This is a genomic window from Microbacterium sp. NPDC087868 (assembly GCF_044900755.1).
Lineage (GTDB): Bacteria > Actinomycetota > Actinomycetes > Actinomycetales > Microbacteriaceae > Microbacterium > Microbacterium galbinum.
Window position 1 is genome coordinate 145,588 of record NZ_JBJDNO010000001.1, and the last position, 18,234, is coordinate 163,821.

Here is an 18,234-nt window from a genome sequence, read left to right on the forward strand (position 1 = left end):
CCCTCGGCTCACTTTGCGAGTGGCTCCGGCATCCGGTAAAGTAGTCCCTTGGTGCGTATGCCGCGTCGTCCTCGTCGGTCGAAGCGGAGAGTCTTGCATTCGCACCCGTCGCCCCGCGGCGCATGCAAGCAACAGTCTTCCCGTGAGATTCTCGGAGCCGCGAGCTCCCCAACGAAACAGGTATGAAGTGGTTTACGCAGTAGTGCGCGCCGGTGGGCGGCAGGAGAAGGTCGAGGTCGGCACGATCGTTCAGCTCGACCGTGTGCAGGCTGCCCAGGGCGAGAAGATCGAGCTTGCCGCTGTGCTGCTCGTCGACGGCGCTACGGTGACCACCGACGCCGACAAGCTGGCCAAGGTCAAGGTCACCGCCGAGGTCATCGGCAACCTCCGCGGCCCGAAGATCATCATCCAGAAGTACAAGAACAAGACCGGCTACAAGAAGCGCCAGGGCCACCGTCAGGAGCTCACGCGCGTCAAGATCACCGGCATCAAGTAAGACCGAGGAGACCAGGACATGGCACACAAAAAGGGCGCAAGCTCCACCCGTAACGGTCGTGATTCCAACGCTCAGCGCCTCGGCGTCAAGCGCTTCGGCGGCCAGCAGGTCAGCGCCGGCGAGATCATCGTCCGTCAGCGCGGCACCCACTTCCACCCCGGCGTGAACGTCGGCCGTGGCGGCGACGACACGTTGTTCGCGCTGTCCGCCGGTGCGGTGCAGTTCGGCGCGAAGGGCGGCCGCAAGGTCGTCAACATCGTCGCTGCAGGCGAGTAATCGCCGCACAGCAACAGACATCCGGTTCGGGGCGGGCTTCGGCTCGCCCCGTCCGTGTATCTGCCCACCGATTCCGATGGGCAACAGCTACCACCTGAGGAGACCGACACATGGTCACGTTCGTCGATACCGTGACGCTGCACCTGCGCGCGGGTAAGGGCGGCAACGGCTGTGTCTCGGTGCACCGCGAGAAGTTCAAGCCTCTCGGTGGCCCGGACGGCGGCAACGGCGGAAACGGCGGCGACATCGTGCTCGTCGCCGACCCGCAGACCGGCACGCTGCTCTCGTACCACCACTCTCCGCACCGCTCGTCGCCCAACGGCGGGTTCGGCATGGGCGATCACCGTGCCGGGTTCATGGGGGAGGATCTCGAGCTCCCGGTGCCCGTCGGAACCGTCGTGAAGAACACCGACGGCGACGTGCTGATCGACATGATCATCCCGGGCGAGCGTTTCGTGGTGGCGAAGGGCGGCCTGGGCGGCCTGGGCAACGCTGCTCTCTCGTCGCCCAAGCGCAAGGCTCCGGGCTTCGCGCTGCTGGGTACGCCGGGGTACGAGGGCGATGTCGTCCTCGAGCTCAAGACCGTCGCCGACGTGGCGCTCGTGGGATACCCCTCGGCCGGCAAGTCGAGCCTGATCGGCGCGATCTCGGCCGCACGGCCGAAGATCGCCGACTACCCGTTCACGACGCTGCACCCGAATCTCGGTGTCGTGCAGGCCGGCGACGCGCGCTACACCGTCGCCGATGTGCCCGGGTTGATCGAGGGCGCCAGCGAGGGGCGCGGTCTCGGACTGGAGTTCCTGCGCCACGTCGAGCGCTGCTCCGCGCTGCTGCACGTGCTCGATTGCGCCACGCTTGAGCCGGGGCGCGACCCGCTCTCCGATCTCGACGTCATCCTCGCCGAACTGGCCGCCTACGAGGTGCCCGAGGGGCAGACCCCTCTGCTGGAGCGCCCGCAGTTCGTCGCCCTGAACAAGATCGACGTGCCCGAGGCGCGTGATCTCGCCGAGCTCGTCCGCCCCGATCTCGAGGAGCGCGGATTCCGCGTCTTCGAGATCTCCACCGTCTCGCACGAGGGTCTGCGTCCGCTGACCTTCGCTCTCGGTGAGCTCGTCGAGAAGGTGCGCGCCGAGCAGGCCGCCGTCGAGGTGCCCCGTGAGCGCGTCGTCATCCGTCCGCGCGGCTCCAAGAAGGAGTTCACGATCCGGGTCGAGGGCGGCACCTACGGCAACGTCTACCGCATCATCGGCGAGAAGCCCGTGCGGTGGGTGCAGCAGACCGACTTCCAGAACGAGGAGGCCGTCGGCTATCTCGCGGACCGGCTCGAGAAGCTGGGCGTCGAGGACGAGCTCTTCCGCCTCGGCGCGGTGCAGGGATCGACCGTCGTCATCGGCGAGGGCGACAGCATCGTCTTCGACTGGGAGCCGACGATGACCTCGGCCGCCGAACTCATGACGGCCCCGCGAGGGACCGACCCGCGTCTCGCGCCGAACGCCCGACGCACGACGTCGGAGCGTCGTGAGAACTACTACGAGCGAATGGATGCCAAGGCCGCGGCGCGCGCGGAGGTCGAGGCCCAGCGCCTCGCCGCCTATCGCGAAGAGGGCGAGTGACCGCACGCTCGCGTGCAGACCTCGCCACGGCTGCGCGCATCGTCGTCAAGGTCGGATCGTCGTCGATCAGCGGTGAGGCGTCCTGGCGCATCCCCGTTCTCGTCGAGGCCCTCGCGGCCGCGCACGGGCGGGGCACCGAGGTCGTCCTCGTCTCGTCCGGTGCGATCGCGTCCGGCATCCCGTTCCTGCGTCTCGACGCCCGCCCCACCGATCTCGCGACCCAGCAGGCGGCCGCGGCCGTCGGTCAGAACATCCTCGTCTACCGGTACCAGGAGGCGCTGCGTCCGTTCGACATCGTCGCGGGCCAGGTGCTGCTGACGACCGGTGATCTCGAGAACCCCACCTCGCGCAGCAACGCCCGTCGCGCGATGGAGCGCCTTCTCGGGCTGCGCGTGCTCCCGATCGTCAACGAGAACGACACGGTGGCGACCCAGGAGATCCGTTTCGGCGACAACGACCGCCTGGGAGCCCTCGTCGCTCAGCTGATCGAAGCCGACGCTCTCGTGCTGCTCAGCGACATCGAGTCGCTCTACACGCGCCCGCCCTCCGATCCCGGTGCCGAGCCGATCGACGTGATCGCCGCGGATGCCGATCTGAGCGGACTCGAGTTCGGGGCGACGGTCGTGAACAGCGTCGGCACCGGGGGAGCGGCCACCAAGGTCTCCGCCGCCCGGCTCGCGGCCGCGTCGGGGATCGGCGTGCTGGTGACGAGTGCCGATCTGGTGGATCGGGCGCTCTCGGGCGCCGAGGTCGGCACCTGGTTCGAGCCCGCCGTCTGAGCGGGATCGGTGCGCCCTAGACTGGGCGGATGACCGATCAGACCCCGCAGGTGCGCCTCGAGCGCGCGAAGGAGGCGTCGCGCGCGACGGCCGCTCTGACCAGTGGCGACAAGGAGCGCGTTCTCGAGGAGATCGCCCTCGGACTCGAGCGCGACGCCGAGCGCATCATCGCCGCCAACGAGCTCGACATCGCGCGCGGAAACGAGAACGGGATCGGCGACTCGCTGATCGACCGTCTGCGCCTCGACGACAAGCGCGTCGCGGCTCTCGCCGCCGCTGTTCGCCAGGTCGCCGCGCTCCCGGACCCGGTGGGTCGCGTGGTGGGCGGGCATCGGATGCCGAACGGTGTCGCCCTCGAGCAGATCCGAGTGCCCTTCGGCGTGGTCGGCGCGATCTACGAAGCGCGGCCGAACGTCACGGTCGACATCGCCGCTCTCGCACTGCGTTCGGGAAACGCGGCCGTTCTCCGGGGCGGCAGCGCCGCGCGTGAGTCGAACACCGTTCTCGTCGAGGTCATGCGGGAGGCGCTGGTGCGATCGGGCGTCACCGCCGAGGCGATCCAGACCGTCGACGACTTCGGTCGGGACGGAGCCACGGCGCTCATGCACGGACGCGGCTACATCGACGTGCTCGTTCCGCGCGGGAGCGCAGGGCTCATCGAGACCGTCGTCACGGAATCGACCGTTCCGGTCATCGAGACGGGGGCCGGGAACGTGCACATCGTTCTCGACGAGTCGGCGCCGGACGACTGGGCCCGCGACATCGTGGTCAATGCGAAGGTGCAGAGGCCGAGCGTCTGCAACGCGGTCGAGACCGTTCTCGTGCATCGTCAGGCGGCGCCGCGTCTCGTGCCCCTCGTGGCCAGTGCGCTGCAGAGCGAGGGCGTGGCGATCCACGGCGACGAGATGGTCGCCGGGCTCGTGTCGAACGTCATCCCGGCCACGGAGGAGGACTGGGCGACCGAATACCTCAGCCTGGACATCGCGATCAAGGTGGTCGACGACCTCGACGAGGCCCTCGCGCACATCCGTCGCTACAGCACCGGTCACACCGAGTCGATCATCACGACCGACACCCGCAACGCCGAGCGTTTCCTCGCCGAGGTCGATTCCGCGGTCGTCATGGTCAACACCTCGACCCGCTTCACCGACGGCGGCGAGTTCGGCTTCGGCGCCGAGGTGGGTATCTCGACGCAGAAGCTGCATGCGCGGGGCCCGATGGGTCTCGCCGAGCTCACGAGCACGAAATGGCTGGCGCGTGGGTCGGGGCAGACGCGCGGCTGAGGGATAGACTGGATGGCGCTGCACTGACTCAGGTCACGAAACGGAGAAACGATGAACCTCATCGCACAGGTCGCGATGGCCGCTGCGGAAACCGAGCACCACGGCAACGTTGCCCTCGAGACCGTGATCTTCGGTGTGATCGCCGCGATCATCTTCGCCTTCCTCGGTCTCGTGACGCTGTCGTACCGCAACGTCGCCAACCGTCACTCGGCCAAGGCCGAGGCCTGGGCTGCGAAGCACGGCAAGGACGGCCACGGGGCAGGGCACGGCCACTAAGGAACTATGAAGACCGTGACCTCGCGCGCTCCGCGCATCGGTGTGATGGGTGGAACGTTCGACCCGATCCACCACGGTCACCTCGTCGCCGCCAGTGAGGTCGCGCACTCCTTCGATCTCGACGAAGTGGTCTTCGTCCCGACCGGGCGCCCCTGGCAGAAGTCGGACGTCACCCCGAGCGAGCACCGGTACCTGATGACCGTGATCGCGACGGCATCGAACCCGCAGTTCACCGTCAGCCGCGTCGACGTCGATCGCGAAGGGCCGACGTACACGATCGACACCCTGCGGGATCTGAAACGGGACCGACCGGATGCGGAGCTCTTCTTCATCTCGGGAGCGGATGCCGTGGCGCAAATTCTCAGTTGGAGGGACCATGATGAGTTGTGGGAGTTGGCCCACTTCGTCGCGGTCTCCCGGCCAGGACACGTCCTGAGCACGGACGGCCTCCCGAGCGACAACGTCAGCCAGCTGGAGGTGCCGGCCCTGTCGATCTCGTCGACCGCCTGCCGAGAGCGGGTCCGGGACGACCAGCCGGTCTGGTATCTCGTTCCCGACGGGGTCGTCCAGTACATCGCGAAGCATCATCTGTATCGGAGCAAGTCATGACTACATCGGATCAGCACGGCCAGGGTCCGCTGACACGCAAGCAGTTGCGTGAGATCCGACTGACCGGATCGACGCCCGTCATCACCGACGAGGAGGCGGCTGCCGCGCCCGCGCAGACGCGGGAGTCCGACGCCGTCGTCGAGAAGCCCGCCGTCGAGAAGCCTGCCGCGCAGAAGCCCGCCGTCGAGAAGCCTGCCCCGCAGAAGCCCGTTGCGGCGAAGCCCGCTCCCGTCGCCGAAGAAGCAGCCGCTCCCGCATCCGCGGCCGCCCCACTCACCCGCCGCCAGGCGCGTGACCAGGAGCGCGTGCGCACGGCATCCGTTCCCGTCGTCGAACCCGAAGACGCCACGCCGCTCGCTCCGGTGGAGCCGCCGGCACCGGTGGCACAGGAGCCGGCGCCGCAGGAGCAGCCCCCGGCCGATCGGACGCCGATCGTCTCCGCCGTGCCGGAGTTCTCGGCACCGGCCGCACCGGCCGTCTCGACCGACGACGACATCGATGAAGACGACGCGGAGGTCGCGATCACGCCCGTGAGCGCCGCCGGCGCGAGCGCATCCGTGGGTGAGATGCCTCTCGACGCGGCAGCCGAGGAGCCGCAGGAGGACGTCGACGACGTCGATGCCGTTCTGGGCCTCGACCAGGAACCCGCCCTCTCGGACACCGATGACGTGCTCGCCGACGTCGGAGACGATGACGAGGTCATCGCTCCCGATGAGCGCCCCACCGTGAACCCGGCGTTCGGGGCGTCCGTGATCGACAAGACGCAGAAGCCGTTCGCACCGTCGTTCGACGAGTTGCTCACGGTCGGCGATTCGAGCGGCTCTCAGCACACGTCTCCCAGCGCGCTGATCTTCACGCCCTCGCCGGGCGAGGGATCGCTCTCGGGACCGGTCGCATCGACCGGCGAAATCCTCGTCACCGGTTCCTACGAACTCCCGCGCGGCATCGGCTCCCAGGGTCACGCCCACGGCGTCGCCGACGGCAAGGACGTCGATGCCGTCCTCATCGACGGCGAACTGCCGCCTGCTTCTTCTCCCACGCCGATCGCCGCCAGCTCGGCGGTCAGCACCATCAAGCCCGCCGGCGAGGTCATCCGACCGCCCGCCCCCGAAAAGGGCAACAAACTCATGCTCATCCTTGCGATCGTTGCGGGTGGTCTCGCCCTCGCACTGGGCGTGGTCCTCGTCGTCGCCTTCACCACGAATGTGTTCTGATGCAATCACCTGAAACCGCTGAAGCCATGCTGCAGATCGCTGCCGCAGCCGCCGTCTCGAAGGGCGGTGAAGACCTCGTCGCGCTCAACGTCTCGGAGCCGCTTCCGCTCGTCGACATCTTCCTGCTCGTCACGGGAAACAGCGAGCGCAACGTCGCCGCGATCGCCGACGAGATCGAGGACCGTCTCATCGCGGAGGGGCACAAGCGTGTCCGCCGCGAGGGTCGCGCCGAGTCGCGCTGGGTCCTCATGGACTTCGGCGACCTGATCGTGCACGTCTTCCATCAGGAGGAGCGCGTGTACTACGGGCTCGAGCGCCTGTGGAAGGACTGCCCCGTCGTGCCGATCGACCTCCCGGAGCCCGTCGCAGGGGAGTGACCCCCTGCCGCGCCCGCGAGAGCCGGGCGCGGCATCCTGCATGGATTCTGTCAAGGGTCTTCCCCGGCGGTATACCGGCGCGCACACTCTTTCTTAAGGGGAAAGAGTCTTGGAGGGCCGACATGACAGAGGATCCAGAACCGCGCTACGTGCTGCGTCGGATCACCCCGACCGAATGGGTGATCAACGACCAGCGCTTCCCTGCGAACGACCCGCGTCACATCGTCGCGTGCGTCTACGAATACGCCGAGACCGAGGTCGAGGTGGTGTGGGTCCGCGACCTGCCGCTCGCGATGCGTTATTCGAACGCCTTCGAGGTGCTCGCCGACGTCGAGCGCATGCACGGATCGAGCCGGGCCACCCGCCCGGTGCAGATTCCTCATCTCCCGCCGTTGCTGGCCAACTGAGTCGGCATCCCGTAACGGGCGGATGCGATTGTTCGCGCCCGCCCGTCGGACGTCTCGTTCACTCGCCCTCTGCGGCGATCCGATCGGCCTCGGCGCTGTCGACCTGCGTGCCGTCGATATCGGGATCGACCTCTTCCGCGCCGTCGACCTCGAGCGTGGGGACTCCGTCGCGATCATCGTCCGACTCGTCTCCGAGCGACGGGATCGGAGGGATCGGTGGGGGATTGGACATCGGATGCTCCTCTCGTCGGTGAGGGCCCCACGCTATGAGTGTGCGACCCCGGCTGGAGAGGCCGTTGACGAAGGCGTCCCAGGCGTGTAGTTCTGCCGTCATCGTCAGATTTCGCGGGCCGGCACGTTGATAGTCCGGGGAGAGAACGCGCGTTCCCGAGCGCGCCCCGGAGAGGAACGCACATGAAGCGTGCATCACGTCTTGGAACCGCAGCGATCGCGGCAGTGGCGGCAGTGGCCGTGCTGTCTGGCTGTTCGGTCATCACCGACCTGGTCGGAGGGGGCAACGCGGTTCGCGATGCCGACAGCGCGGAGATCACGGAGGGCGGTGACCTCAGCGTCTTCACACTCGAACTCGGCGACTGCTTCAACGACACGGTCGCAGAACAGGTCAGCGAGCTGCCCGTCGTGCCCTGCGCCGACCCGCATGACAACGAGGTCTACTACGAGCACGAGATGCCCGAGGGCGAGTTCCCGGGCGACGAAGCGATCTCGGCCGCTGCCGAGGAGAACTGCCTCGCGCAGTTCGAGAGCTTCGTCGGCATCGCCTACGCGGATTCGGTGTTCGAGTACAGCGCCCTCACGCCGAGCACGGGCGGCTGGGAGGACTACGACGACCGCCTGATCCAGTGCATCGTCTTCGACCCCAGCGCGCAGGTGCAGGGCTCGCTCCAGGGCGTCGCGCGCTGACGAGGAGGGGCGACGACCTCAGCGGGCCATCGCCGAGGAATTCTCGCGTGTCGGCGTAATGAACCGGCGTTCGCGGCGTCTTCCTAGTGGGGCCGGACGGTGTGGACTCCTCCGGCCCGCACGATCACGAAGGAGTTCCATGTCCCCCACTGGAGTCGTCCCCCTGCCGTCCGCCGCCGCTCGCACCGGGACGGTCCGCGTCTCGCTCGTCGTCCGCGACGAGCGCGGGTTCACCCACTACTACGAAGAGGTCGAGACCACGGCGGATGCCGTGCGCGATGCCTACGATCTCATGGCGCGCCGGTCTTCCGCCGTCGCCGGGTGACCGACGCCGGCGACGCACCGATCCGGCATCCGTCCTTCGGACTCTCGACGCACGTCGGATGCCCGGCCCATCCGGTGCCCCTAGCGTGAGGGGCACCGGATGGGAGGTATCGCCGTGGAAGATATCCGCCGCGAGGCGCTGGACGGGATCCAGCAGATGGAGCGAGAGCTCATCGTCCGCGATTTCGTCGCGGTGCTGAACGAGGGCGGCGTGGGCGAACTGCTGCCGTTCCTCACCGAGGACGTCGTCTACCGTCCTTCGCACAACCGGGGCGTGACGGGTCGCCGGGAGATGCTGGCGATGATCGAGGAGATCAGGTCGCGCTTCGCGGAATGGTCGACGGCGCTCGTCACCGTCGCGGTGGCAGGAGACACCGTGCTCACCGAGCAGGTGCTGCACCTGCGCCTCCCGGAGGGCGAGAAGTGCGAGGTGCTGGGGTTCGGGAGCTTCCGCCTCGACGGCTCGCGGATCTGCACCTGGCATCAGGTGCACGCCTGAGCGGGCACCTCGGCGTCAGGCGGTCTCGCGTTCCTCACTGGCGCTCGCGTACCAGAGGCGCAGTGCGCTGCGGGAGTTGACGCCGGTCTTCGCGTAGAGGTGTCGGATGTGCGAGACCACGGTGTGCGGCGACATGAACAGCGCGTCGGCGATCTGCTGGGTCGTGGCCCCGAGCGCCACGCGCTCGATGACCTGGCGTTCGCGGGTCGAGAGCAGTTCGGGCGCGCCGCGCCGGGCCGGCCGGCGGCGGACACCCCGCGTGCGTAGTGCGCGTAGCACTCGACTCGCGTCACGCACGGCTCCGAGGGATTCGTAGATCTCCAGCGCTTCGTCGAGCGCTCGTCGTGCCTGCTGTTCGTCGCCGCCCACGAGGGGACGCAGCTCCAGCACGCGGGCCAGCACCAGCGGACGCGACAGTTCGCGCAGGGCGGATGCTGCGGCGTCGAGTGCGGCGGGGTCTGCGCCCGTGCGTCCGACCACGGCATCGTGCACGGCGCGGGAGAAGACGCTGCCGGGGTTGAGCTCGCAGCGACGACTCGTGCGCTTCAGCACGGCGGCGATGGTCTCGGCGTCGTTCGTGCGCACGGCGAGGTCGGCGAGCACGATGTCGTCGGAGAAGTCCGACGGGGTCGTCATGGGAGGCACGGGTGCGTCGAGCCCTGCCCGGGCGAGATCGCTGGCGGAGACCGCATCGTCGAGTCGCCCCTCGTCGATGGCTTCGACGGCGAGGAGCCAGCGGCCGGCCTTCGTCACGGCGGTGCTCGTGGCGAGTGCCTCGACGATCGGCTTGGCCTGCGCGCGGATCTGCGCGTCACCGGTGTGGAGAGAGATGCGGAAGAGCACGCCCCCGGCCGTGGCGTTGGCGAAGTCTCCCAGCCCCAGCTCGGCGGACAGCGCGAGTACGGCCTCGGCCAGCACACGGGCCTCGTCGATCCGTCCGCCGTCGTAGAGCACACGGGTGCGCACCATCATCCAGAACGCCTCGGCCACCGCGCTGCCCGCTGCGCGTGCCTCGGACAGCCCGAGGTCGGCCAGCTGCAGGGCAAGCTCGGGATCGCCCATCGAGTTGTGCAGGAATGCGGGCCAGAGGCCTTCGGGGAGCCAGCGCGATGTGACGAGTCCGGCTTCCTCGGCGCGGCGGAGTGCGGCGTCGATGAGCTCCACCGCCCGATCGTGGTGGCCGCTGTTGAACTGGTAGACCGAATCGGTCGCGTCGATGGTCGCCAGGGCGAGATGATCGGTCTCGGGATCGGCGACCTCCCGCGCGAGGGCGAGCGTCTCTTCCAGACCGGCGAAGTCGGCGCGGTTCGCGCAGTTGAGCGCGCGAACGGCGAGGAGTTCGGCCCGAGTGCTGCGTGCGATCCCGCGGATGCCGAGTGCCTCGTCGCAGGTCGCGATCGCTCGATCGAACGAGAACTCGGTCTGGCGTCGGGCGACGGCCAGCAGAGCGCGGGCGCGCAGATCGGCGGAGAGATAGGGCGCCAGTGCGGTCGTGACCGCCTGGGCCTCGTCGTGGCGGCCGTCGGTCCACACGAGCGGGAGGAGTTCGGCGGCGCGAACGACCAGTCGCGGGACGTGCAGCGCGAGGCGGATCGCCGCGGCCGCCAGATCGGCGGCGAACGCGGAGTCGGTCGCCGAGATGTCCCGAGCGGCCTCGGCGACCAGGACGAAAGAGTCCTCGTCGCCGGGCTCCGCCGCCTCGATCAGAGCGGGCGCGACAGCCGATGCCGGCTCGCCCGACGACAGGCGCACCCGCACGACCTCTCGGAGCAGCGCGGGGCGAATGGGTGACGCGATCGACGCATCGGCCGCTTCCCGCAGGGTGTCGTGGGTGAAGGCGAGAGCCGCGCCGTCCCCGACGAGGATCGACTCCGCGAGAAGCTCGTCGACCGATGGCGCGGCGGCCGCCGCCGAGAGGTCCAGCACGCGGAGCACGTCGCGCAGGCGGAACCTGCGTCCGAACAGACTCGCCACCTGCGCGAATCGCCGGGCGGCCGGTGAGATCGAGGAGAGTCGTTCGCGCGCGGCCGCACCGAACCTCGCCGGCACGGCGGCATCCACCGCGTCGACGGACCCCGCGTGTCGGGCCAGGAGGTGCTCCTCGCGGAGCCCGCGCACGAGTTCGACGACGAGGAGGGGAACGTTGGCCGTCTGGTCGAGTGCCGCACGCAGCACAGGACCGGGGGTACCACCGGCGATGTCGGCGGCGATCTCCGCCGATGCCGAGGAGTCGAGCGGAGCGAGCTCGATGACGAGACCCTCCGCGGCGATGTGCGCTGCCGCACGAGCATGCGCGGAAGGGAGGACGCCGTCGCGTGCGGCGACGAGCCACGCGACGGGCTGGTCGGCGAGTCCGCGCACGAGCGCGATGAGCGTGGTCACGGAGGCGGTGTCGAGCCACTGCAGGTCGTCGATGACGATCAGGAGGGGATGCTCGGCCGCGGCCTGCTCGAGACGGTCGAGGAGCAGACGGGTGACCCAGTACCGGTGCTCGCCGCCGGAGAGCACCGGCTGCAGATCGGCGGGTGTCAGCAGCGGGGAGGATCCGCGCAGCGAGGCCTCGAGGAGGGCCGCGAGAGGCACGGTCGATTCGTCGACGTCCGGGGCGATGACCAGCGTGCGCCAGTCGGACACCGAAGCGCGGGCGAGCACTTCGGCGAGCAATCGCGTCTTACCGATGCCCGGCATGCCGCGCACCAGAACCGGACCGCCGGCGCCGTCGCGCACGGAGGTGAGCACGTCGAGGATGTCCGTCAGAGCGTCGTCGCGACCGCGGAGAGGAGCCGCGTGCGCCGCGGGGGAGCCGGCGAGGAGAGCGCGGTCGGATCCGACGGCTCCGCCATCGGATGTATCGTGCATGATCCGATTATGACGGATGCGCACGGCGAAGCTGATCACGCCGTCGAACGGACGCGGGGTCGCTCTCCGAGTGGCGGTCAGCCGTCCCCGAGAGCGGCGAGAACCTCCGGTCGCGGGGCGAAGAACACGGAGCCGGTGACGGCGGTGGAGAAATCGAGGAGGCGGTCGTGCAGTCCGGGCGGATCGCCGAGGAACATGCGCTCGAGCATCCGCTGGATGACGCTCAGATCGCGGGAGCATCCGAGGAAGTACGTGCCGAACTCATCATGGCCCGGGCGGCCGAACGGCATGTTGTCGCGCTGGATGTCGTGCTCGACGCCCTGTTCGTCGACGATGGTCGCCAGGGACTTGTGCGACTGCTGACCCGACGGTGCATCGTCGAGCTCGACGTTCTCGAGCTTCGTGCGCCCGATGATCGCCTCCTGCGTCTCGGTCGGGAGGGCACGCCAGGCGGCGAGGGGGTGAAGGTACTTCTGCGTGACGATGTACGAGCCACCGCGGTGCGCGGGGTCCTCGTCTCCGACCAGCACCGCTGCGTCGAGTTCGGCACCGATCGGATTCGCCGTCCCGTCGACGAATCCCAGGAGATCGCGCCGGTCGAAGGAGCGGAACCCCACGGTCTCGTCGACGACGCGGACGGCGTCGCCGAGCGACTCCAGCAGACGGCGTTCGAACTCGAAGCAGACGTCGGCACGCTCGGCCCGGATGTGGAAGAGCAGGTCTCCGGGGGTCGACGGGGCGGTGTGGTGCGCGCCGACCACGGGGGTGAACGGGCGCAACTGAGCCGGACGGGGGAGCGCCGTGAGCTCGTCCCAGATCGCACTCCCGATCCCGACCGTGCAGGTGAGCGCGGAATCGGAGTAGGGGAAGGCGAGGGACTTGATCGATCCGGCGAGATCGGCGAGGACGTCGCGCACCCGATCGGCTGCGCCGGGGGCGACGTCGACGACGAGGAAGACGGCATTCGCCGTGAGGGGCGATGCGACCGCCTGCACCGCACCCCGGGGGTCCTGATCCGTCATACGCGCCGATCCTTCCCATGTGGACTGTGACAGCGCCAGTCTCGCGGAACGCGGCGTGCGGCGCATCCGACAGATGACGAACGGCCACGCGACAGCGGGGAGGGGATGTGCGCCCCCGGGGCGGGTGATGTGCGCTCCCTCGCACGCGGGTAGCGTCGCAGACGCCCCATCCCCTCGACGACCGGAGCCCGCCCTGTGGACGATGCATCGACCTCTCTCGGAGAGTACCTCCGCGCCCGCCGCGCCGTCACCCAGCCCGAGGACGTGGGGATCGTTCCCACCCCCGGACGGCGGGTCGCGGGCCTCCGTCGCGACGAGGTCGCCGCCCTGGCCGGGATCAGCAGGGAGTACTACCTGCGCTTGGAGCAGGGCCGCGGGGCCCGCCCCTCCGACCAGGTGCTCCTGTCTCTCTGCCGGGCGCTCCGGCTCGACCACGAGGCGACCGCCTACGCCTTCCGCCTCGTCTCGGGACGGCTGCACACCCCCGCTCACGTTCCCCGGGACTCGGCCGACCGCATCGTGCGCGCGCTGTCCGCCTGGACGCACACGCCGGCGTACGTCACCGATCCGCACCGCGACATCGTCGCCGCCAACCCTCTCGCGACCGTATTCGGGCACGGCGGTCTCTCTGCAGGCGGAAATCAGCTGCGTCATCTGTTCGTGCCCCGCATGAAGGAGACGCTCGTGGAGTGGGAGGCGATGAGCCGCGCAGCCGTCGCCACGCTGAGACGCGACGCCGTACCGCACTCTCCTCGGTTGCGGGAGATCGTGGCCGAGCTGTCGTCGGATCCCGACTTCGTGCGCATCTGGGCGCGGCACGACGTGTCGGGCCCCGAGGATGCGACGTTCCACATCCTCGTAGAGGGAGCGGGGGAGATCCCGGTGGACGCCCAGAACTTCGCGGTGCGCAGCATGCCCGGGTACCAGCTCACGGTGCTCTCGGCACCGCCGGGCGCCGTCACCGCCGCCGTGTTCGCCCGACTGGCCGATCAACTGCCCGGCGGCATCGGCGCCGATGCGGTGGAGGCGGCGCGATGACCATGAGCGGCGGGTGGGACGACGCGGGCCTCCCAGCGCTCGCCCTCGCTCCCGTAGCGTCGGGCGCGAGGCCCGACGACGCGGGCCGGGAGGAGCAGCATGACCATCACCCCGCGGCATCCGGAGGCGACCTCCTCACCGTACCCGGACGCGTGGTGGGCATGAACCTGCAGGACCTGGTCGACGAGCTCGCCGAGACACTCGACCGCTCGATCGTCATCAACGACCCCGCATTCCGCCCCATCGTCGCCAGCGCGCAGGGCGACGAGATCGACGAGCTCCGCGCACGGGCACTCCTGCGTCGGGTCACCCCGCCGCGGGAACGGGCGTACGTCGAGAGCCTGCGCCTGACGCAGTCCCGGAGGCCGCGGACCGTGGACCTCGCGGAGTTCGGCGCCCATGAGCGCCTCGCGGTCCCGATCTGGTCGGACGACACCCTCCTGGGAATCCTGTGGCTCATCACCGGTGGGCTGCCTCCGCTGCGCGAGGAGCAGTTCCGCGCCCTGGACGCGGCCGTCGACGTCGTACGCACCGTCCTCGCCGCCCAGAGCGAGAGCACCGCACTCACGGCTCGGGACGGAGTGATGCGCTCGCTACTGGCCGCCGACCCCATCGCCCGTCGCGATGCTCTGAGCATGGCGGTGCGCGCGCACGGCGTCACCCGCGACGCCGACACCCTCGTGCGGGCCGTCGCGATCGGCCACGACACGGGCGTCGTCCAGCGCGCCGCACTCGGCCGCGCCGTCGAGAGTGCCACTCGGTCCGCGCTCGTACTGATCGGCGAGATCGGCGCTGCGTTGCTGTTCCTCGGCCGCCGCGGCGAGACCGAGCGCCTCGACGCCGCCGTCGTCGCCGAAGCAGAGCGCGCAGGGGTGCTCCTGCGCGCCATCGGCGCGGCCGGGCTCTCCGACGCCGACAACGATCTGCATCCCGTCGCCGAGCGGGCCATCGCCACCGCCACCGTCGCAGAGCTCCTCCCCGAACTCGGCAGGAGCCTGCACGCCGATGACGTCGGTCCCTGGCTGTTGATCTCCGACGTGCTCACCGACCCCCGCCGACTCTCCTGGTACTCGCCCGCCGCTTTCGCCCTTGTGCACGACGCCGACCCGCTGCGCCGGCAGACCGTCGAGGCGCTCCTCGACAACGCCGGGCACGTGCGACAGGTGTGCGAGGTGCTCCACATCCACCGCACGACGCTGTACTACCGGCTCGAGAACATGCCCCAGGTGGTGCGTGACGCCCTCGACGACGGCATGCAGCGCAGCGCCCTGCACCTCGGGCTCAAGCTCGCCGCCTACTGGGAGAACGCGGGTCACATCCGATGAGCGCTCGCCGCATCGAGGTGACCACGAGCGACGGTGTCGTGCTCCGCGCCCACGACACCGGGGGAGACGGCGTCCCCCTGCTGCTCCTGCACGGCTGGTCGCAATCGCAGGAGATGTTCCGCCACCAGCTCACCGGCTTCGGCGCGCGCCGCGTGATCAGCTTCGACATGCGCGGGCACGGAGGCTCGGAGGCGCCGACCCACGGCTACCGCATCGCCCGCTTCGCCGCCGACCTGCGGGATGTGCTGGAGGCGCTCGCCGTGGATCGTGTCGATCTGCTCGGGTGGTCGATGGGTGCATCCGTCGCCTGGTCGTACCTCGAACTCTTCGGTGACGCGCGCGTGCGCTCCCTCGTCGTCGTCGACCAGCCCGCCGCGGTCATCGCGCAGTCCTGGATGAGCGAGGAGGAGCGTGTGCGGGCGGGGAGCATCCTGCCCGTCGACGGCCTCGTGGCCCTGGCCGATGCCGTCGCCGGTCCGGAGGCCGAGAGCGCGGTGCGGGCGTTCGTGCGCGGCATGTTCTCCGGCCCGGTGGACGAGGAGCTCTGGTCCTTCGTCATGAGCGAGGTCGCCCGCACGCCGCCGCATGCCGCGGTGCCCCTGCTCATCGATCACGGCACCCAGGATTGGCGCGACGTGGTGCGCGGCATCCGCGTCCCCACCCTCGTGATCGGATGCGACGGCAGCCATGTGCCCCCGGAGTCGCAGCGGTGGCTGGCGGAACGCATCCCCGGCGCTCGCGTGCACGTCTTCCCGCGCGACATCGCCTCCTCGCACTTCCCGTTCCTCGAGAACCCCGAGGCGTTCAACGCGGTCGTCGGTGCGTTCCTCCGCGAGGTCGAGCACGGCGCACTCGACAGTCGTCCAATGCACTGACGACAAGCGGTCGGAAAGGGCCGAGCCTCCTCTGCCGTAGCGTCGGGGAAGAGAGCCGGAGATCCGGCGCAAGGGAGTGTGAGATGGCCATCAAGCCCACGGTCGTGCTGGTGCACGGAGCGTTCTCGGACGGGGCGAGCTGGTCGCCGGTCGCGATGCGGCTCCTCGGCGAGGGCCTCGAGGTACGGGTGCCGGCGATCTCGAACCGGAGCCTCGCTGCGGATGCCGCGTACGTGCGCTCCTTCGTCGAACGGATCGATGGCCCGGTGCTGCTCGTCGGGCACTCGTACGGTGCCACGGTCGCGGGTGTCGCCGGCGACGCGGCGAACGTCCGCGGCCTCGTCTTCATCGAGGGGTACGTGCTCGAGGTGGGGGAGAGCGCGCAGGACGTGCACCGCCGCTTCCCGGACCCGGAGGCGATGCCGTACTTCGACGAGGCGGCCTATCCCGTGCCCGGAGAAGCGGATGCCGCGGAGATCTCGGTGAGGATCGAGGAGTTCCCCTTCCTCACGGCCCTCGGCATCCCGGCAGACGAGGCCGCCGTGCTCGCCGTCACCCAGCGCCCGCTCGACGCGGAGGTGCTGGCGGAACCCGCGACGGTCGCCGCCTGGCTCGACCGACCGTCGTGGGGCGTCGTGGCGACCGCCGACCGCCTCATCAACCCCGAGGCGGTGCGCTTCGGACTCGACCGGGCGGGCGTGCGCGAGCTCGTGGAACTGCCCGGTCCGCATCTCGTGCTGCACACCCACCCCGGCGATGTCGCCCGGCTGATCGTCGACGCCGCCGACGCCGTGCGCTGACAGAATGAGCGCTGTGACCGATATCGAAGCTCCTGCCGGCCGAACGACCGGGTTCTGGGTCGTCGCCGTCGCCTTCCTGCTGGTGATGGCGTACTCGACCGTGCCGACGCCGCTGTATCCCCTGTACCAGCAGCTCGACGGATTCCCCGTATCGGTGGTCACGGTCGTCTTCGCCGCCTACGCGGTCGGAGTGGTCGCGAGCCTGTTCCTGCTCGGTCACGTGAGCGACTGGATGGGGCGCCGGCGGATGCTGGTGATCGCCATCCTCGTCTCGGCGCTCTCCGCCGTGCTCTTCATGATCTTCACCGACGTCGCCGGTCTCCTCGTCGCCCGCGTGGTGAACGGCGTGAGCATCGGCATCCTCACGGCGACCGCCACCGCGCACCTCGGCGAGCTGCGCGCTCGAGCCCGACCCGACGAGAACGCGATCGTCGCGGCGTCGGTGGCCGGCGGGGCCAACCTCGGGGGACTCGCGCTCGGACCGCTCATCGGAGGGGTGTTCGCGGACTACCTCCCCGATCCGCTGCATCTGCCGCACACCGTGTTCGCGATCGTGCTGATCTGTCTGGCCATCGCCGTGGCGCTCGTGCCCGAGACGGTCGCGCCGCAGCACCGGCAGTACCGGCCGCAGCGGATCGCGGTCCCCGCGTCGTCGCGCGGAGCATTCGTGGCGGCGGGGTTCGCGGCCTTCGCCGGGTTCGCCCTCTTCGGCCTGTTCACCTCGCTCGCCCCGACACTGCTCGTCGGCACCTTCGGCGAGACCCGTCATCTCGTCGCCGGTGTCACGGTCTTCCTCGTCTTCGGCTCCGCGGCCGCCGCCCAGGTGCTCCTCGCCCGGGTGTCACGGCGCTCGCAACTGCTCTTCGCCGCACTCGCCTGCGGGATCGGTCTCGCGGCGATCGCGCTCGGCGCCGTGCTGCCGTCGTTCGTCCTGTTCCTGGTCGGTGGCGTCGTCGCCGGTGCGGGCGTGGGGGCGCTGTTCAAGTGCGCCCTGGCCACGGCATCCGAGATCGCCGAGCCGGGTCGCCGGGGCGAGACGCTCGCCGCGATCTTCCTGGTCGCCTACTGCGGACTCGCCGTCCCGGTGCTGGCGATCGGCGCCGCCCTCACGGTGGTGCCGCAACTCGTCGTGCTGCTGGTCTTCGTCGTGCTCGTGGCGGTCGTCACGGTGGTGGCGGCGCTGCGGATGCGACGCATCGCGCGCTGAGCGCACTGCGCGGTGTGCACCGCGCGCGTCGAGA

21 protein-coding genes are annotated in these 18,234 nt (G+C 69.8%); 18 read left to right on the forward strand and 3 right to left on the reverse strand.

Translation table 11 applies throughout. The annotated features are described in order from the left end of the window. The first annotated feature begins 187 nt into the window (after positions 1–187). From rplU to ACI2JZ_RS00745, 10 genes are all read left to right on the forward strand, one after another. A complete protein-coding gene (gene rplU, locus ACI2JZ_RS00700; RefSeq protein ID WP_247622159.1) occupies positions 188–496 on the forward strand; it encodes a 50S ribosomal protein L21 in 309 nt (102 codons plus the stop codon). Positions 497–514: 18 nt separating this feature from the next. Next, a complete protein-coding gene (gene rpmA, locus ACI2JZ_RS00705; protein WP_404596214.1) occupies positions 515–772 on the forward strand; it encodes a 50S ribosomal protein L27 in 258 nt (85 codons plus the stop codon). Positions 773–882: 110 nt separating this feature from the next. Continuing rightward, positions 883–2,385, forward strand: a complete 1,503-nt coding sequence (obgE, locus tag ACI2JZ_RS00710) for a GTPase ObgE (RefSeq protein ID WP_404596215.1) — start codon at positions 883–885, stop codon at positions 2,383–2,385. Then, positions 2,382–3,164 carry a glutamate 5-kinase gene (gene proB, locus ACI2JZ_RS00715; RefSeq protein WP_247631998.1) on the forward strand — a complete coding sequence of 261 codons (783 nt, stop codon included), beginning with the start codon at positions 2,382–2,384 and terminating at the stop codon, positions 3,162–3,164. Before obgE ends, proB begins: the two co-directional genes overlap by 4 nt. A 29-nt stretch (positions 3,165–3,193) precedes the next feature. Further along, positions 3,194–4,447, forward strand: a complete 1,254-nt coding sequence (locus ACI2JZ_RS00720) for a glutamate-5-semialdehyde dehydrogenase (protein ID WP_404596217.1) — start codon at positions 3,194–3,196, stop codon at positions 4,445–4,447. Between the two features lie 51 nt (positions 4,448–4,498). Next, positions 4,499–4,723 carry a hypothetical protein gene (locus ACI2JZ_RS00725; protein WP_247632000.1) on the forward strand — a complete coding sequence of 75 codons (225 nt, stop codon included), beginning with the start codon at positions 4,499–4,501 and terminating at the stop codon, positions 4,721–4,723. 6 nt (positions 4,724–4,729) lie between these two features. Beyond that, a complete protein-coding gene (gene nadD, locus ACI2JZ_RS00730) occupies positions 4,730–5,332 on the forward strand; it encodes a nicotinate-nucleotide adenylyltransferase (protein WP_247622165.1) in 603 nt (200 codons plus the stop codon). Beyond that, the gene (locus ACI2JZ_RS00735; protein ID WP_404596218.1) at positions 5,329–6,546 is read left to right on the forward strand and encodes a hypothetical protein; all 1,218 of its coding nucleotides are present in this window, start codon (positions 5,329–5,331) and stop codon (positions 6,544–6,546) included. The genes nadD and ACI2JZ_RS00735 overlap by 4 nt, the downstream gene beginning before the upstream one ends. After that, positions 6,546–6,923, forward strand: a complete 378-nt coding sequence (gene rsfS / locus ACI2JZ_RS00740) for a ribosome silencing factor (RefSeq protein WP_336640150.1) — start codon at positions 6,546–6,548, stop codon at positions 6,921–6,923. Before ACI2JZ_RS00735 ends, rsfS begins: the two co-directional genes overlap by 1 nt. 122 nt (positions 6,924–7,045) lie before the next feature. Further along, on the forward strand, positions 7,046–7,330 hold the full coding sequence (locus tag ACI2JZ_RS00745; protein WP_247622168.1) for a hypothetical protein: 285 nt from the start codon (positions 7,046–7,048) through the stop codon (positions 7,328–7,330). A gap of 58 nt (positions 7,331–7,388) precedes the next feature. Here the strand turns inward: ACI2JZ_RS00745 and ACI2JZ_RS00750 are convergent, their stop codons facing one another. Beyond that, positions 7,389–7,562, reverse strand: a complete 174-nt coding sequence (locus tag ACI2JZ_RS00750) for a hypothetical protein (protein WP_247622169.1) — start codon at positions 7,560–7,562, stop codon at positions 7,389–7,391. Positions 7,563–7,744: 182 nt separating this feature from the next. Here ACI2JZ_RS00750 and ACI2JZ_RS00755 point away from each other — a divergent pair, with 182 nt between their 5' ends. The 3 genes from ACI2JZ_RS00755 (at position 7,745) to ACI2JZ_RS00765 (ending at position 9,074) form a co-directional block, all read left to right on the forward strand. After that, positions 7,745–8,251 carry a septum formation family protein gene (locus tag ACI2JZ_RS00755; protein ID WP_404596219.1) on the forward strand — a complete coding sequence of 169 codons (507 nt, stop codon included), beginning with the start codon at positions 7,745–7,747 and terminating at the stop codon, positions 8,249–8,251. 139 nt (positions 8,252–8,390) lie between these two features. Next, the gene (locus ACI2JZ_RS00760; RefSeq protein ID WP_404596220.1) at positions 8,391–8,576 is read left to right on the forward strand and encodes a hypothetical protein; all 186 of its coding nucleotides are present in this window, start codon (positions 8,391–8,393) and stop codon (positions 8,574–8,576) included. A gap of 99 nt (positions 8,577–8,675) precedes the next feature. Beyond that, complete coding sequence (locus ACI2JZ_RS00765) at positions 8,676–9,074, forward strand: nuclear transport factor 2 family protein (RefSeq protein ID WP_404596221.1); 399 nt, start codon at positions 8,676–8,678, stop codon at positions 9,072–9,074. A gap of 15 nt (positions 9,075–9,089) precedes the next feature. Here ACI2JZ_RS00765 and ACI2JZ_RS00770 read toward each other — a convergent pair whose 3' ends face one another. Next, on the reverse strand, positions 9,090–11,933 hold the full coding sequence (locus ACI2JZ_RS00770) for an AAA family ATPase (protein WP_404596222.1): 2,844 nt from the start codon (positions 11,931–11,933) through the stop codon (positions 9,090–9,092). A 77-nt stretch (positions 11,934–12,010) separates the two neighbouring features. Then, positions 12,011–12,955: a Dyp-type peroxidase gene (locus tag ACI2JZ_RS00775; protein ID WP_336640153.1), complete on the reverse strand. Its 945-nt coding sequence runs from the start codon at positions 12,953–12,955 to the stop codon at positions 12,011–12,013. Positions 12,956–13,150: 195 nt separating this feature from the next. Between ACI2JZ_RS00775 and ACI2JZ_RS00780 the strand changes: the two genes are divergently transcribed. The 5 genes from ACI2JZ_RS00780 to ACI2JZ_RS00800 all read left to right on the forward strand — a co-directional run bounded on the left by ACI2JZ_RS00780 (position 13,151) and on the right by ACI2JZ_RS00800 (position 18,200). Then, positions 13,151–13,993 (forward strand): helix-turn-helix domain-containing protein, encoded by an 843-nt coding sequence (locus ACI2JZ_RS00780; RefSeq protein ID WP_404596223.1) that lies wholly within the window; start codon positions 13,151–13,153, stop codon positions 13,991–13,993. Continuing rightward, positions 13,990–15,318, forward strand: coding sequence for a helix-turn-helix domain-containing protein (locus tag ACI2JZ_RS00785; RefSeq protein ID WP_404596224.1), 1,329 nt, complete (start codon positions 13,990–13,992; stop codon positions 15,316–15,318). Before ACI2JZ_RS00780 ends, ACI2JZ_RS00785 begins: the two co-directional genes overlap by 4 nt. Then, positions 15,315–16,193, forward strand: a complete 879-nt coding sequence (locus ACI2JZ_RS00790; RefSeq protein WP_336640156.1) for an alpha/beta hydrolase — start codon at positions 15,315–15,317, stop codon at positions 16,191–16,193. The genes ACI2JZ_RS00785 and ACI2JZ_RS00790 overlap by 4 nt, the downstream gene beginning before the upstream one ends. Before the next feature lie 83 nt (positions 16,194–16,276). Beyond that, the gene (locus ACI2JZ_RS00795; protein WP_404596225.1) at positions 16,277–16,993 is read left to right on the forward strand and encodes an alpha/beta fold hydrolase; all 717 of its coding nucleotides are present in this window, start codon (positions 16,277–16,279) and stop codon (positions 16,991–16,993) included. Positions 16,994–16,997: 4 nt separating this feature from the next. After that, the gene (locus ACI2JZ_RS00800; RefSeq protein WP_404596226.1) at positions 16,998–18,200 is read left to right on the forward strand and encodes an MFS transporter; all 1,203 of its coding nucleotides are present in this window, start codon (positions 16,998–17,000) and stop codon (positions 18,198–18,200) included. Positions 18,201–18,234: the final 34 nt, after the last annotated feature.